General features: G+C 68.8%; 13 protein-coding genes. 7 read left to right on the top strand and 6 right to left on the bottom strand.

Annotated elements, in window-relative coordinates:
• Positions 1–48 precede the first annotated feature (48 nt).
• Positions 49–588, top strand: coding sequence for a hypothetical protein (locus tag OG226_RS04895; RefSeq protein WP_329348038.1), 540 nt, complete (start codon positions 49–51; stop codon positions 586–588).
• On the opposite strand, the gene OG226_RS04890 is transcribed toward OG226_RS04895, so the two are convergent.
• Both OG226_RS04890 and OG226_RS04885 read right to left on the bottom strand, forming a co-directional pair.
• On the bottom strand, positions 585–1,763 hold the full coding sequence (locus OG226_RS04890; RefSeq protein WP_329348037.1) for a permease: 1,179 nt from the start codon (positions 1,761–1,763) through the stop codon (positions 585–587). The two genes, OG226_RS04895 and OG226_RS04890, sit on opposite strands and share 4 nt — an antisense overlap.
• Before the next feature lie 49 nt (positions 1,764–1,812).
• Entirely contained in the window at positions 1,813–2,217 is a 405-nt protein-coding gene (locus tag OG226_RS04885) for a DUF2218 domain-containing protein (RefSeq protein WP_329348036.1), read from the bottom strand.
• Between the two features lie 121 nt (positions 2,218–2,338).
• On the opposite strand from OG226_RS04885, the gene OG226_RS04880 reads away from it, so the two are divergent.
• The 5 genes from OG226_RS04880 to OG226_RS04860 all read left to right on the top strand — a co-directional run bounded on the left by OG226_RS04880 (position 2,339) and on the right by OG226_RS04860 (position 6,971).
• Entirely contained in the window at positions 2,339–2,917 is a 579-nt protein-coding gene (locus OG226_RS04880) for a TetR/AcrR family transcriptional regulator (protein ID WP_329348035.1), read from the top strand.
• Positions 2,914–3,660, top strand: a complete 747-nt coding sequence (locus OG226_RS04875; RefSeq protein WP_329348034.1) for a hypothetical protein — start codon at positions 2,914–2,916, stop codon at positions 3,658–3,660. Before OG226_RS04880 ends, OG226_RS04875 begins: the two co-directional genes overlap by 4 nt.
• 188 nt (positions 3,661–3,848) lie before the next feature.
• Positions 3,849–4,994 (top strand): ABC transporter substrate-binding protein, encoded by a 1,146-nt coding sequence (locus OG226_RS04870; protein WP_328675362.1) that lies wholly within the window; start codon positions 3,849–3,851, stop codon positions 4,992–4,994.
• An 85-nt stretch (positions 4,995–5,079) separates the two neighbouring features.
• Positions 5,080–6,327 carry a sensor histidine kinase gene (locus OG226_RS04865; protein WP_328675360.1) on the top strand — a complete coding sequence of 416 codons (1,248 nt, stop codon included), beginning with the start codon at positions 5,080–5,082 and terminating at the stop codon, positions 6,325–6,327.
• On the top strand, positions 6,324–6,971 hold the full coding sequence (locus OG226_RS04860; RefSeq protein ID WP_328675358.1) for a response regulator transcription factor: 648 nt from the start codon (positions 6,324–6,326) through the stop codon (positions 6,969–6,971). Before OG226_RS04865 ends, OG226_RS04860 begins: the two co-directional genes overlap by 4 nt.
• On the opposite strand, the gene OG226_RS04855 is transcribed toward OG226_RS04860, so the two are convergent.
• The 4 genes from OG226_RS04855 to OG226_RS04840 all read right to left on the bottom strand — a co-directional run bounded on the left by OG226_RS04855 (position 6,964) and on the right by OG226_RS04840 (position 12,424).
• On the bottom strand, positions 6,964–9,018 hold the full coding sequence (locus OG226_RS04855; RefSeq protein WP_328675356.1) for a beta-galactosidase: 2,055 nt from the start codon (positions 9,016–9,018) through the stop codon (positions 6,964–6,966). The genes OG226_RS04860 and OG226_RS04855 overlap by 8 nt on opposite strands.
• Before the next feature lie 138 nt (positions 9,019–9,156).
• Positions 9,157–10,497 (bottom strand): ABC transporter substrate-binding protein, encoded by a 1,341-nt coding sequence (locus tag OG226_RS04850; RefSeq protein ID WP_328675354.1) that lies wholly within the window; start codon positions 10,495–10,497, stop codon positions 9,157–9,159.
• A 46-nt stretch (positions 10,498–10,543) separates the two neighbouring features.
• On the bottom strand, positions 10,544–11,494 hold the full coding sequence (locus tag OG226_RS04845; RefSeq protein WP_328675352.1) for a carbohydrate ABC transporter permease: 951 nt from the start codon (positions 11,492–11,494) through the stop codon (positions 10,544–10,546).
• A 3-nt stretch (positions 11,495–11,497) separates the two neighbouring features.
• Positions 11,498–12,424 carry a carbohydrate ABC transporter permease gene (locus tag OG226_RS04840; protein ID WP_266879178.1) on the bottom strand — a complete coding sequence of 309 codons (927 nt, stop codon included), beginning with the start codon at positions 12,422–12,424 and terminating at the stop codon, positions 11,498–11,500.
• A 293-nt stretch (positions 12,425–12,717) separates the two neighbouring features.
• On the opposite strand from OG226_RS04840, the gene OG226_RS04835 reads away from it, so the two are divergent.
• Positions 12,718–13,704, top strand: coding sequence for a LacI family DNA-binding transcriptional regulator (locus tag OG226_RS04835; RefSeq protein ID WP_329348030.1), 987 nt, complete (start codon positions 12,718–12,720; stop codon positions 13,702–13,704).
• The last annotated feature ends 3 nt before the right edge of the window (positions 13,705–13,707 follow it).

The following is a 13,707-nucleotide window of genomic DNA, read 5'->3' as shown; positions in this document are numbered from 1 at the left end:
GGCACCTCCCGTGTCTTCCGTGTCGGTGAGACCGTACGGAAGCCGGTGATGCTCTGGACCCCCGCCGTGCACGCCACCGACGGGCGGGGCCGGATGATCCTGACCTACCCGGCGGGCGACGTCGGCTACCCCCTGCCCGACGCCAGCCGCGGCAGCCAGGCGCTCACCACCTCGGCCCACCTCCTGCGCCACTACCACGACGCGACTACCGACCTGGCCCAACATCTGGGCAGTGACTGGCAGTTCGACGCGCTCGTGCCGGTCGAGGTGATCTGTCACGGCGACTTCGTCCCGTATCTACCGCGTCGTCACCCGCGAAAGGGCCGTAGGACTCATCGCCTTCGACGCCGCCCGCCCCGGCCCCCGCGCCTGGGACCTCGCCTACGTCCTCTACCGCTACGCCCCCCGCTCACCCACTCCGCCAACCACGACGGCTGGGGCACGACCGAGCAACAGGCTTACCGTGCCCGAGACATCGACTACATCCGTGACCGAGCCGAGGTCTGGTCACGGCTTGTCGTCGGACGGGACCGGGCCCGATCCGCAGCGCGTACCGCCGGCCGGACCCCGGTGCCGGACAGGTCCTAGTGGTGGTGCTCGTGGCCCTCGTGCGTGTGTTCCTGGTCGCCCTCGTTCGGTGAGCCGCCCATCATCCGCAGCATGGCCGGGCCGCCGCTGCGCAGGAACCGTACGACCAGGCTCGCGGCCAGCAGCAGGAAGACGATGTTGAGCCAGGTCGTGTAGTTCCAGGTGATGCCGTCGTCGGGGATCTTGGCGTCGGCCTGATCCGGGATGAGCCCCAGGCCGCCGAAGGCGAACTCGACGATGTACCCGGCGACGGCCATCGCGGCGAAGAAGGTGACCAGCAGGAAGCCGGCCATCCGGGCGCCGTAGTACTTCCGGTAGATGTTGAGGATCGGCAGGATCAGCAGGTCGGCGTAGATGAAGGCGATCACCCCGCCGAAGCTGATGCCGCCCTTCCACAGCACCACCGCGAGGGGCACGTTGCCGATCGAGCAGACGAAGGTCGCGATGGCCACCAACGGGCCGACGAGCGGACCGACCAGCTTCGCGGCGAGGGGGTGGTCCACGAGGAAGAACGTGTGCCAGAAGGTGTCCGGCACCCAGGCGGCGATCGCGCCCGCGATCAGCAGTCCGGCCACCAGGTCGCGCAGGATCGCGGCCCACTCCATCACGAAGATGTGCGCCACGGACGTGAACCCGTCCCGCGAGAACAGCCGACGGACGAAGCTCCCCTCGCCCCCGATCGACATGTCCATCGCCGCGTGCCCCTCCATGGAACCGGCCAGCCCGCGCTCCGCCTGCTCCTGCGCCCGGTCCAGCAGACGCTGCCGCAGGAAGAGCCGGAACAGCACCGCGAGGACGACGATCATGATCGGGCCGCCGACGAACTCCGCGGCCGTGAACTGCCAGCCCATCAACAGGGCCAGGATCACGCCGAGTTCGACGACCAGGTTGGTGGAGGCGATCTCGAAGGCCATGGCCGCCGTGAAGTTCGCGCCCTTGCGGAACAGCGAACGGGCGAGTGCGACGGCCGCGTACGAGCACGACGACGAGGCCGCGCCGAGCCCGGCGGAGAGGGCGAGCGTGCGCGGCCGGTCGTCACCGAGCAGTCGTACGACCGTCGACCGACGCACCACCGCCTGCACGACGGCGGAGAGCGTGAACCCGAGGATCAGCGCCCAGGTGACCTCCCAGGTCATCGAACCGGCAATGGACAACGCGTGCCCGATCGCTCCCATGAACCCGCTCCTCTCCGGTCTCCGGCGTACGTCTCGCAGGACTATACCCCTAGGGGGTATCGAATGCGTGTGGCGGGGCCTGTTCGCCGGGTGGCACGTCGACGTCTGCCCCGGGCGACTGCCACTCCACCCGCAACGGATCGCGCCTGCTGAACCTGCTGATGTGCGTGCTGACGAGGTCCTGAAGCCGGTCCAGGTTCTCCTGGCCGTCGGCCTCGACGTGCACGCGCAGCGCTCCGGGGAGCGCCCGCAGGGTGCACTGCCCCCACGGCAGACGGAGTGTCCCGTCGCTGTCCGTCCACTCGACCTGGATCTGGTCGGGCCGAAGTTCCGGGAGTGTGTGGGCGCGTGGGCGATGGGTCAGGTGGCGGCCCTTGTTGTCGAAGTGCTTGCAGAGTTGTACGAGGTAGCGGCTGGGGCGGTCGGTGGGGATGCGTGCTTCGGCGGTGAGCATGGGGTCCTCGGTTCGGCCAGGTGTGGGGGACTCGTGCGCATCAACTCCGTCAGCTTTATCGAGACACTGTGTCGCTGTCAATGCATGGTGTTTCGAAGGTGGCGAGACGTATGCTGAGGCTGTGCCGAAGCTCTGGAACGAGACCATCGAGGAACACCGTCGCGCGGTACGCGACACGGTGTTGGAGACCACCGCGGTGCTGGTCACCGAGCGTGGGCTGCGCTCGGTGACGATGTCGAAGATCGCCGAGGAGAGCGGGATCGGCCGGGCCACGCTGTACAAGTACTTCCCGGACGTCGAGTCGATCATGACGGCGTGGCACGAGCAGCGGATCACCGGGCATCTCAAGGAACTCGCCGAACTCCGGGACGGCCCCGGCGGAGCGGGTGAGCGGTTGAGCGCGGTGCTGGAGGCGTACGCCTTCATCCAGCAACGGCGCCACGGCCACGGCCCCGAACTCGGCGCGCTGCTGCACCAGGGCGACCACGTCGTCGGCGCCGAGCAGCACCTCCACCGCTTCCTGCGCGAACTCCTGGCCGAGGGCGCCCAGGCCGGCGACATCCGCGCCGACGTCTCCCCGGACGAACTCGCGACCTACTGCCTCCACGCCCTCGCCGCAGCCGGTGTCCTGCCGTCCAAAGCGGCGGTACGACGACTCGTCACGGTCACGGTCACGGGGCTGCGCCCGACGCCGGAATGACGGAACTCCCGCATTTTGACGTCCTGTTGGCGCGGTTGGCGAGACACCGGCGACTGGACCTCGCCGACCTGTCGACGTCGGCGGGTGTCCCGGAACCCCAACTCCGGGCGGTGTTCGACGGCACGGTGCCGAGCCCGCCGCTGCTCCAGAGGCTCGCGTCCGCGTTGCACCTGCAGACTGCGGACCTGTGTGTGATCGCCGGGGTGGCGGTACCGGAGGAGTTGGCTCCCCTGGACGCGAGGGCGGGTGTCATGCTTCCTGGCCTGGTGGGGGACGCCATGGGTCTGCCGCCTGAGTACAGGCGCCGGTTGCGTCAACTCGTCCGGTCGCTGCCCCAGGAGGAGCGCACACAGCCGGTACCGGCATTGCGGGTCTACGAACGGTTCGAGCGGGGTCCTGGTGGTGTGCTCCTGCGCATGATCGGCAACCGGAACCTGAGCTGGGCCGGGACGGCCCGGACGTTTCTGTGTCTGACCGGCCGGTACTGGGCCGCGTCCACGTATGCGGGGGTGGGCAACGGCCGCAAGGAACTCACCCCCGACCTGCTCGTCGACTTCGCGACCGTACTGGGTGTCCCCGCCGAAACCTTGTCCGCCGTCACCGGTGTCGACCTCCCCGACGACACCCCGCCCCGGAACCCGGCGGCGGCCGACGCGGCTGAACTGCTGTGGGACGTCCGCCGACTGACGGAGAATCAGGTACGACAGGTCGGCGACACGGTGCGGGCCATGTCGCGCGGCTGAGCGAAGGGGATCGGCCCCATCCCGTTCAACCGATCGGTTGAACCCCGCTTCAACCTCGCGCACACCCCTCGCTCCGTACGGACGACGCGAGCGGCCCCCGGGCGGCTGAAGAATCACCCATGACCATGGCGCCGGGCTTCCGCCCACGCGGTTCATGGCTTCACGCCCCCCTCAGAGAGGCCCCCAGAGTGTCCAGTTTTCTCAGTAGGCGACGTGTCCTTGCCGGTGGAGCCGGTGCCGCCCTCGGGATGAGTGTGCTCGGTGCCGCGGCCACGCCCGCCGTAGCGGCCTCGCGCGGGCGGTCGTTCCGGAGTGGTTCCGGAGCCGAGGAGACCCGAACGCTCGACGAGCTGTACCGGGCCGCTCTGGCGGACGGTGGCAAGCTCGTGATCTACGCCGGGGGTGACACGCCGACCCAGCAGGACGCCACCAAGGCGGCCTTCAAGAAGCGTTTCCCCGCCATGGATCTGACGCTGATCGTCGACTACAGCAAGTACCACGACGTGCGCGTGGACAACCAGTTCGCGACCGACACCCTGGTACCCGACGTCGTGCAACTCCAGACCTTGCAGGACTTCACGCGCTGGAAGGAGCAGGGCCGGCTGCTGCACTACAGGCCGGCCGGGTTCTCGAAGGTGTACGACAAGTTCAAGGACCCGCAGGGCGCCTGGGTGGCCATCGGGGCGGTCGGCTTCAGCTTCCTGTACGACGTCGCCGCCGTCGGTTCCGACGCCCCCAAGACCCCGCTCGACCTGATCGACCCCAAGTGGAAGGGGAAGATCGCCTCGTCCTACCCGCACGACGACGACGCGTCCCTCTACCTCTACACGCTCTACGCGCAGCGCTACGGCTGGGACTGGGTGGCCGCGCTCGCCGGGCAGGACGTGCGGTTCGCCCGGGGGAGCAACTCCCCGGGGGACGCGGTCTACGCCGGCCAGAAGGCGATCGGCATCTCCACGGCCGGCACGCTGGTCTCCTCGAATCCCGTGAAGTGGGTCGTTCCCGACGGTCACCCCTTCATGGCCTGGGGCCAGCGCGCCGCGATCCTGAAGCAGGCCAAGAACACCATGGCCGCCAAGCTCTACCTCAACTGGCAGCTGTCCGACACCCAGCAGCGGGCGTCCTTCAACGGCTGGTCGGTCCGGACCGACACCACGCTCCCGACGGGACTGAAGCCGCTCTGGGAGTACCCGAACGCGAACATCGACGGCTTCCCCCGCTTCATGGCCGACCGGGCGGAGGTCGAGCGCTGGAAGCAGACCTTCGCCCTCTACTTCGGCGAGGTCAAGGGTGATCCCTCGCCGGGCTGGCTGGGGCTGCACCCGGGGGCGTGACGGGTCTCACTGTTCACACCGGTCATACAGGTGGTCGATAGACTCGGGGGCCCTGTCCGGATCATGTGGCCCAAGGGAATCCGCCGTGTCCGCTCGCACTCCGTCGTCCGCCCGCGGCAGTCGGCACACCCTGGAGCACGTCTCCCATCTCGCGCTGTTCCTCGTCGTCGGGGCGGGCTTCGTCCGGCTCGCCCTGATCGACATCCCGTTGTGCTGGTACATCGTGAGCCTCAGCGGAGCGCTGGCGCTGGTGTACGCGGCGGGGCTCACGTGGTGGGACCGGCTCGGCTCGCTCGGCAGGAGCGCGTGGGTCCCCGTACTGGTTCTGCTGTGGACCGTGCTGACCTTCCTCACCCAGGCGCCGCTCACAACTGCCTACGTGTGGTGCGCCGTTCCGCTCGCCTGCGCCGCACTGCGCGTGCTCGGCCGGCGGCCCGCCGTCGTGACCGTGGCCGTGATCACCGTCGTGCTCGTCGGGTCGCTCGTCCGGGCCACGGGCCGGTTCGACCCCGAGGTCGCGCTGGTGCCCGTCGCGGCGGTGTGGGCGACCGTCGCCCTGTACCGGACCCAGCAGCGTGACGCGGCTGTCCGCCAGCGGCTCGTGGAGGAACTGCGGGACACCCGGGACACGTTGGCCAAGCAGCAGCGGCAGGCCGGTGTACTCGCCGAGCGCACCCGTATCGCCCGCGACCTGCACGACACCCTGGCTCAGGAACTCGCCGGCAGCGTGATGATGCTGCAGGTCGCCGAGCGGGACTGGGACGAGCGGCCGGACGTGGCACGCACGCGGGTCCGTGCCGTGGCCGACGGACTCGGTGCGAATCTGGCGGAGACCCGGCGGATGATCCGCGATCTCACTCCCGCCGCCGTCGCCGAGGCGGGCCTGGAGGACGCGCTGCGGCTGCTGTGCGCCCGGTCGCGGACGGAAGGCACCGGGGCCCGGGTCCAGTTCCGCGCGGTGGGCGCGCACCAGCCTGTCCTCGACGAGCACACGGCCACCACCCTCTTCCGTGTCGCCCAGAGCACATTGGCGAACGTACGCGAACACGCCCGCGCGGCAAGTGTGTTGGTCACCTACCGGCGACACCGGAACCGGGTGGAACTCGAAGTGAGCGACGACGGGCGGGGTTTCGACCCCGCCGCCGCCTTCGCGGCCGGTGCCCGTGCGGACCGCGGATTCGGACTGACCGCGGCCAGGGCACGACTGCGCGAGTGCGGCGGAGACCTCGATGTGAGCAGCATGCCGGGGCGGGGGACCAGGGTCCGCGCCACGGTGTCCGCCCCACCCCGGAATCAGACCGTCGCACCGCTCACCGCGGCGACCACCGCATGACCGTCGCTCCGCTCCGCCTCCTGATCGCGGACGACCACGCCGTCGTACGGGCCGGACTGCACGCCCTGCTCGACGGCGAACCCGATCTCGACGTGGTCGGCGAGGCCGGGAGTGGTGAGGAAGCCGTGCGTCTGGCAGCTCAGTTGACGCCCGATGTCGCGTTGATGGATCTGCGGTTCGCCGGGCCGGGGAACGGGATCGACGGCGTCGAGGCCGTCCGACGGCTCGCCCAGCGGGCGCCGGGCGTGGCCGTCGTCATGCTGACCAGCTATGCCGGACGGGCCGATGTCGTACGGGCGTTGGAGGCGGGCGCCCGTGGCTATGTGCTCAAGGCGGGGCCGCCGGAGGAGCTCTTCCAGGCCGTCCGTACGGCCGCCGCCGGATCGGTCGGGCTTGCCTCGGAGGTCGTCGGCTCACTCGTCGGCCAAGTGGTCAGCCCCACGCAGGAGTTGACCCAGCGCGAGGTCGAGGTCGTCCGGCTGATGGCGGAGGGGCGCGGCAACCGGGCCATCGCCGAGGCGTTGTTCCTCAGCGAGGCCACGGTCAAGACCCATCTCGTGCGGATCTACCGCAAGTTCAAGGTCGACAACCGGGCGGGGGCCGTGTCGGAGGCCGTCCGCCGCGGGCTGCTCGAACTCACCTGACGGGCTGGCTCACTACGGCGACCTCCCTGGGGGAGAGCACGGGGTAACCGTCCTCGCCCGTGCTGCCGACCAGGAGTTCGCCGGACAGGCCGGTCAACGGCACTGTCCCGTCGGTCCGGTTGACCAGGAACAGATAGCGGCTCTCGGCGTTTTGGCGCACCGTCAGTTCGACAAGTCCCTTTGCGGAGTCGGGGAGTTCGCTGCCGACACCGGCGGGCGCGAGCAACTCGGGGAGCAGACCGGCGAGGCCTTCGCGGCCCAAGCGCGTGGAGACGTACGCGGCCGAACCTCCGTTCACCGTACGGCGGGTGACGGCGGGGCGGCCGGCGTACGCGCCGCTGCGGTAGTGGGCCAGCACCTCCACCTCGGGGTCGGCCACCGTGATCCGGTCGGTCCACAGGGAGCCCGTGGCCGTGCCGTCGAGGTCCAGTTCGACCGTGTCGCCGTCGAGCAGCGGGCCGAACTCCTCGATGCGGATGCCCAACAGGTCGCGCAGGGCGCCCGGGTAGCCGCCGAGCCAGATGTGGTCGTTCTCGTCGACGACACCGGAGAAGTAGGTGGAGACGAGGTGGCCGCCCTGCTCGACGTACCGGGTGAGTTCCTTGGAGAGGGCCGCCGGGATCATGTGCAGGACCGGCGTGATCACCACGTCGTAGCGGTCGAGGGCGGTCTGCGCGGTGACGATGTCGGCGCGGACGCCGAGGTCGAGGAGGGCGGAGTACCAGTCGAGCGCTTCCTGGCGGTAGTCGAGGCGGTCGGTGGGGTGCGAGTCCTGCTCGCTCGCCCACCAGGACTCCCAGTCGAAGACGATGCCGACCCGGGCCGTCTCGCGGTCCGACCCGGCGAGGGGGGCCAACGTCCTCAGGGTGCGGCCGAGTTCGGCCACCGCGCGGAAGACCTCGCTGTCGGCTCCGGCGTGCGGGACCATCGCGGAGTGGTACTTCTCGGCACCGGCGGCGGACTGGCGCCACTGGAAGTAGCAGACGGCGTCGGCGCCGTGCGCGACGTGCAGGAGGGAGTCGCGGGCCAGGTCGCCGGGGCGCTTGGCGACGTTGACGGGCTGCCAGTTGACGGCGCTGGTGGAGTGCTCCATCAGGAACCACGGGCGGCCGGCGGAGATGCCGCTGACGAGGTTCGCGGAGAAGGACAGCTCGTCGCGGTCCTGCGAACCGGGCGTGACGTAGTGGTCGTTGGAGACGAAGTCGATCTCGGCGGCCCAGTCGGCGTAGTTCATGCCCTTGGTGTTGCCCATCACCATGAAGTTGGTGGTGACCGGCACGTCCGGGGTGATCTCGCGCAACAGGTCGCGCTCCACGCGCAGATGGTCCTTGAGCGCGTCGGAGGAGAAGCGCTTGAAGTCGAGTTGCTGGGTGGGGTTCGGGAAGGAGGCGGCCAGCCGGGGCGGCAGTATCTGCTCCCAGTCGCTGTACCGCTGGGACCAGAACGCCGTGCCCCAGGCCTGGTTGAGCGTGTCGATCGTGGTGTAGCGGGCGCGCAGCCAGTCGCGGAAGGCGCGGGCCGCGTCGTCGGAGTAGTCGTAGATGTTGTGGCAGCCCAGCTCGTTGGAGACGTGCCAGGCGACCAGTGCGGGGTGGTCCGCGTAGCGTTCGGCCAACTTCCGTACCAGGCGCAGCGCGTGCTCGCGGAAGACGGGCGAGGTGGGACGCCAGTGCTGGCGGCCGCCCGGCCACAGGGTCTCGCCGCCGGCGGTCACCGGGAGGATCTCCGGGTGCTCCGTGCTCAGCCACGGCGGCGGGGACGCGGTGGCGGTGGCCAGGTCGACGCCGATGCCGCCCGCGTGCAGCAGGTCCATGACCTCGTCGAGCCAGCCGAAGTCCCACTCGTTTTGGGCCGGTTGGATGCGGGCCCAGGAGAAGATCCCCAAGGACACGATGTTGACGCCGGCCTCGCGCATCAGCCGGATGTCCTCGTCCCACACCTCCCGCGGCCACTGCTCCGGGTTGTAGTCGGCGCCGTAGGCGAGACGGGGGGTGGTGGACTCACCGTCCGGCCCGTGCCGCAACTGGGACAGGAGGGTGGAGATCATGATGGTCCTTCCGGTTACTGCACAGGCGGTACGCGATACGTGGTGGATTCCGGGCGGGCCGCCGCTGAGCGGTTGCTCCTCAGCGGCGGCTCCCGGGGTGGTGCCGGTTGCTTCTTCGAGCCGGCTACTTCGAGCGGGTCACTTGTTGACCGTGAAGCCCTGCTCGTTGCCGTACTTGACGGAGGCGTCCTGCCAGCTCTTCAGACCCTGGGCCAGCGTCGTACCGGAGATGTACGCCTTGCCGACGGTGTCGTTGAAGATCGAGTTGGCGTACTGCTGGAAGGGCAGGTACGACCAGTCGGAAGCGACCTCGGACGCGGACTCGGCGAAGATCTTGTTGGCCTGCTGTCCGCCGAAGTACGGGAACGCCTTGTCCTGGAACGCGGCCGACTGCTGCTCCGCCTTGGTCGCCGGGAAGGCGCCCTCGTCGACACGGGTCTGGATGCCGGCGCCGGCGTTGGCGTACTCGACGAACGCGTAGGCCAGTTCCTTGTTCTTGCCCAGGGTGGGCAGGGCGAGGGACGAGCCGCCGTTCTCCGCGCTGGCCTTGCCGCCCGCGGTCCACTGCGGCATCGGGGCCGCGCGCCAGTCACCGGAGGCACCGGCGACACCGCTCACGAAGTTGGCGGGCATCCAGGCGCCGGTGGTCAGGGTGGCGATGGTGCCGTCACCGAGGCCCTTGTACCAGTCGTCGGTCCAGCCGTTGATCGGCGAGAGGAGCTTCTCGTCGATGAGCTTCTGCCAGGTCTCCGTGTACTTCTTGGCGCCCGCGTCCTCAAAGTTGACCGTCACCTTGGTGCCGTCGACCTTGTAGGGGCGCGAACCGGCCTGCCACAGCATGCTGGTGGTGAAGCCCGCGTCACCGGCGTCGTTGGCGATGTACGCCTTCGGGTCGGCCTTGTGCAGCTTGCGGGCCGCGACGACGTACTCGTCCCACGTGGTCGGGACGGCGATCTTGTACTTGTCGAAGACCTTCTTGTTGTAGAACATCGCCATCGGGCCCGAGTCCATCGGCAGGCCGTAGACCTTGTCGCCGTCGCTCACCGCGTTCCACGGACCGGCCGTGTACTTGGAGGCCAGCTTGTCGGCGCCGTACGGCGCCAGGTTGGTGAGGCCCTTGGTGAGCGCGTACTGGCTCAGCGCGAAGTACTCGACCTGGGCGACGTCGGGGACGCCCTTGCCGGCCGCGATCGCGTTCGACAGCGCGGTGTAGTGCTTGTCGCCGGACCGGTCGCTGACCAGGTTGATCTTGACCTTCGGGTACTTCTTCTCGAAGTCCGCGGCGACCGTCTTCAGCGTGGGCTCCCAGGCCCAGACCGTGACCGAGCCGCCCTTCTTGAGGGCCGCCTGGATGTCCGAGGCGGAGACCGCCTTGGTGCTGGAGCTGTCGTCGTCGGAGCTGCCGCAGGCCGTCGCCCCCAGGGAGAGGACGGAGAGGACGGCGAGGCCGCGCAGCAGGCGGCTGGTGGTTCTGCGCATGGAGGTGCTTCCACTTCTTCGTGGGTGGGACTTCTTGAGGGTTGGGTTATTCCTTGACGCTTCCGGCGGCGAGTCCGGACTGCCAGTACTTCTGCAGCAGGAGGAACGCGGCGATCAGCGGCACGATGGTGAGCAGCGAACCCGTGATCACCAGGTTGAAGATGACGTCACCACCGATCGTCTGGGCCTGGGAGTTCCAGGCGTCCAGGCCCAGGGTCAGGGGGTACCAGTCCGGGTTCTTGATCATGATGAGCGGCAGGAAGTAGTTGTTCCACGTCGCGACCGTGGTGAACAGCAGGACCGTCACGACACCGGGCGCGAGCAGCGGCAGCGAGACCTGGAAGAAGGTGCGGATCTCGCCCGCTCCGTCGATCCGCGCGGCTTCGAGGAGTTCGACCGGGATGGCCTCGGTGGCGAACACCCACATCAGGTACAGGCCGAACGGCGAGACCAGCGAGGGGATGATCACCGCCCACGGGGTGTCCGTGAGCCCCATCTTGCTGAACATCAGGAACGTCGGCACCGCGAGGGCCGTACCCGGGACCGCTACGGCACCGATGACCACGGCGAAGATGGCGCGTTTCCCGGGGAAGTTGAACTTCGCCAGCGCGTAGCCGCCGAGGATCGACAGGAAGGTGGCACCGCCGGCGCCGAGCACGACGTAGAGCAGGGTGTTCAGCAGCCAGCGGACGAAGATGCCGTCGTGGTAGGTGAACGTGTCGTGGATGTTCGACCAGAGGGCGAAGTGGTGGGCGAACCACAGGCCGTTGGAGTCGGCGAGTCCCTGCTGTGTCTTGGTCGCGTTGATGACCAGCCACAGCAGCGGCACCACGGTGTAGACCAGGATCAGACCGGTCAGCACGGTCAGCAGCACGCTGCGCTTGGGGCGCCCGGGGGAGTGCTTCTTGCGGGGTGTGCGCAGGCGGGGCGCGCCCTTGTGGCCGCCGCCGGACGGCGCGGACGCGGAGGGAGAGGCGGTGGTGACGGGGGTGCTCATGGCTCAGGCTCCCTTGCGCATGCCGCGGAGCTGCACGACGTAGGCGATGACCATGGTGATCAGCCCCATGATGATGGCGACCGCCGCGGAGTAGTTGTGCTGCTGTCCGTTGAAGGACAGTGAGTACGTGTAGAAGTTCGGCGTGTAGTCCGTCGTGATCGCGTTGCGCGCCAGCGGTCGCAGGATGCTCGGCTCGTTGAAGAGCTGGAAGCTGCCGATGATTGAGAAGATCGTCGCGATGACCAGGGCGCCCCGGATCGCGGGGAGCTTGATGGCCGTGATCACCCGGAACTGCCCGGCGCCGTCGATCTCCGCCGCCTCGTACAGCGAGGTCGGGATGACCCGCAGCGCGGAGTAGAAGATCAGCATGTTGTAGCCGACGAACTCCCAGGTGACGATGTTGCCGATCGACGCCAGCACCAGGTGCGCGGAGAGCGGGTCGGGCAGTGTCACGTCGAAGGCGCTGTTGATGTCACCGACCAGACCGAACTGGGTGCCGTACATGAAGCCCCACATCAGGGTGGCGACCACGGCGGGCACGGCGTACGGCAGGAAGATCGAGATCCGGAAGAAGTCCCGGCCGAAGAGCCGGCCGCTGTCCAGGGCGAGCGCCACGAACAGGGCGATGCCGAGCATGATCGGCACCTGGATCACCAGGAACAGCGAGACCCGCTCCAGGGAGGACCAGAACTGGTCGTCCTGGAAGGCCTGCTTGTAGTTGTCCAGGCCGACGAAGTGGTTGCCGCCGATGAGCTGGTCGCGGAAGAGGCTGAGATAGATCGAGTACGCGATCGGAGCCAGGAAGACGAAGGCGAAGACCACCGCGAAGGGTCCGATGAAACCCCACCCTGTCCAGGAACGGCGGTCTCGTTTCGCCGATGGCCTGGTAGGAGGCCGAGTCGCGGCCGCAGGGGGTTGAAGCGTCGTCATGTAGTTCCTCGCTCGTCCATCTCGGAACCGGCGTCACACGCCGTCGCGATGTTGCGTAACCAGCACGGTCCAGAACGGCCCCGGGCTGTTATGTTTACGTAAACATCTGATGGCGGCATGTCTACACTGCCCCAATGTCGGTGGTCAAGGGTCGTTTGGTGAAACACGGCCGAGGCGATCGGATCGATATATGAGGGATACAGGTGGACACAGTGGACGGTGCCTCGGGCGGTACGGAGAAGCCACGCAGACGCACCGGGAAACGATCTTCGAGACGCGCCCCGAGCGCTTCCATGGCGGATGTCGCGCGCGTCGCCGGCGTGTCGTCGCAGACGGTCTCCCGGGTGTCCAACGGCTTCGCGGGCGTCAACGAGGAGACCCGGCGACAGGTCCTCGCCGCCATGAAGGAGCTGGGCTACCGGCCCAACAGCGCCGCCCGCGCGCTGAAACGCGGTGAGTTCCGCACCATCGGCGTGATCACCTTCAACCTCTCCACCACCGGCAACATGCGCACCCTGGAGGCGATCGCCACCTCCGCCGCGCACGAGGGCTACGCCGTCACGCTCCTGCCGGTCGCCGTGCCCACCCAGGACGAGGTACGCGGCGCCTTCTCCCGCCTCGGCGAACTCGCCGTCGACGCCGTCATCGCCATCATGGAGGTCCACCTTCTGGACGCGGCGACCATCTCCCTGCCGCCCCATGTCCAGGTCGTCGTCGCCGACTCCGACGCGGGCGACCGCTACAGCGTGGTCGACACCGACCAGAACGGCGGCGCGCGGGCCGCCGTACGCCACCTGCTCGACCTCGGCCACCGCACGGTCTGGCACCTGGCGGGCCCCGAGGAGTCCTTCGCGGCCCAGCGCCGCGCCGACGCCTGGAGCGCCGAACTCACCGACGCGGGACGGTCCGTGCCTCCCGTCGTACGTGGCGACTGGACCGCGGAGTCGGGCTACCGCGTAGGCCTGGAACTCGCCCAACAGGCCGACTGCACAGCGGTGTTCGCGGCCAACGACCAGATGGCCCTGGGGCTGCTGCGGGCCCTGCACGAGCGTGGCCGGCGCATTCCCGAGGACGTCAGCGTGATCGGCTTCGACGACATCCCCGAGGCCGGTTCCTTCCTGCCGCCCCTGACCACCGTCCACCAGGACTTCGCCGAGGTCGGCCGCCTGTGCGTGGAAGGTGTCCTACGGCGGATGCGGGAGCGCGGCGACGAGCACGGCACCACGCTGGTGCCCACGAAACTCGTCATACGCGACAGCACGGCACCGCCTGTCGGGTAGCGG

It is taken from the genome of Streptomyces sp. NBC_01261 (assembly GCF_036226385.1).
In the GTDB taxonomy this organism is placed as follows: domain Bacteria; phylum Actinomycetota; class Actinomycetes; order Streptomycetales; family Streptomycetaceae; genus Streptomyces.
This window is presented reverse-complemented; position numbering and strand designations above follow the sequence as displayed.

What these genes read in the sequence shown, in the direction of transcription:
- OG226_RS04895 (WP_329348038.1), top strand. Translation starts at nt 49, where the DNA reads ATGCTCTGGACCCCCGCCGTGCACGCCACCGACGGGCGGGGCCGGATG.
- OG226_RS04890 (WP_329348037.1), bottom strand. Translation starts at nt 1,763, where the DNA reads ATGGGAGCGATCGGGCACGCGTTGTCCATTGCCGGTTCGATGACCTGG.
- OG226_RS04885 (WP_329348036.1), bottom strand. Translation starts at nt 2,217, where the DNA reads ATGCTCACCGCCGAAGCACGCATCCCCACCGACCGCCCCAGCCGCTAC.
- OG226_RS04875 (WP_329348034.1), top strand. Translation starts at nt 2,914, where the DNA reads ATGACGGAACTCCCGCATTTTGACGTCCTGTTGGCGCGGTTGGCGAGA.
- OG226_RS04860 (WP_328675358.1), top strand. Translation starts at nt 6,324, where the DNA reads ATGACCGTCGCTCCGCTCCGCCTCCTGATCGCGGACGACCACGCCGTC.
- OG226_RS04855 (WP_328675356.1), bottom strand. Translation starts at nt 9,018, where the DNA reads ATGATCTCCACCCTCCTGTCCCAGTTGCGGCACGGGCCGGACGGTGAG.
- OG226_RS04850 (WP_328675354.1), bottom strand. Translation starts at nt 10,497, where the DNA reads ATGCGCAGAACCACCAGCCGCCTGCTGCGCGGCCTCGCCGTCCTCTCC.
- OG226_RS04845 (WP_328675352.1), bottom strand. Translation starts at nt 11,494, where the DNA reads ATGAGCACCCCCGTCACCACCGCCTCTCCCTCCGCGTCCGCGCCGTCC.
- OG226_RS04840 (WP_266879178.1), bottom strand. Translation starts at nt 12,424, where the DNA reads ATGACGACGCTTCAACCCCCTGCGGCCGCGACTCGGCCTCCTACCAGG.
- OG226_RS04835 (WP_329348030.1), top strand. Translation starts at nt 12,718, where the DNA reads ATGGCGGATGTCGCGCGCGTCGCCGGCGTGTCGTCGCAGACGGTCTCC.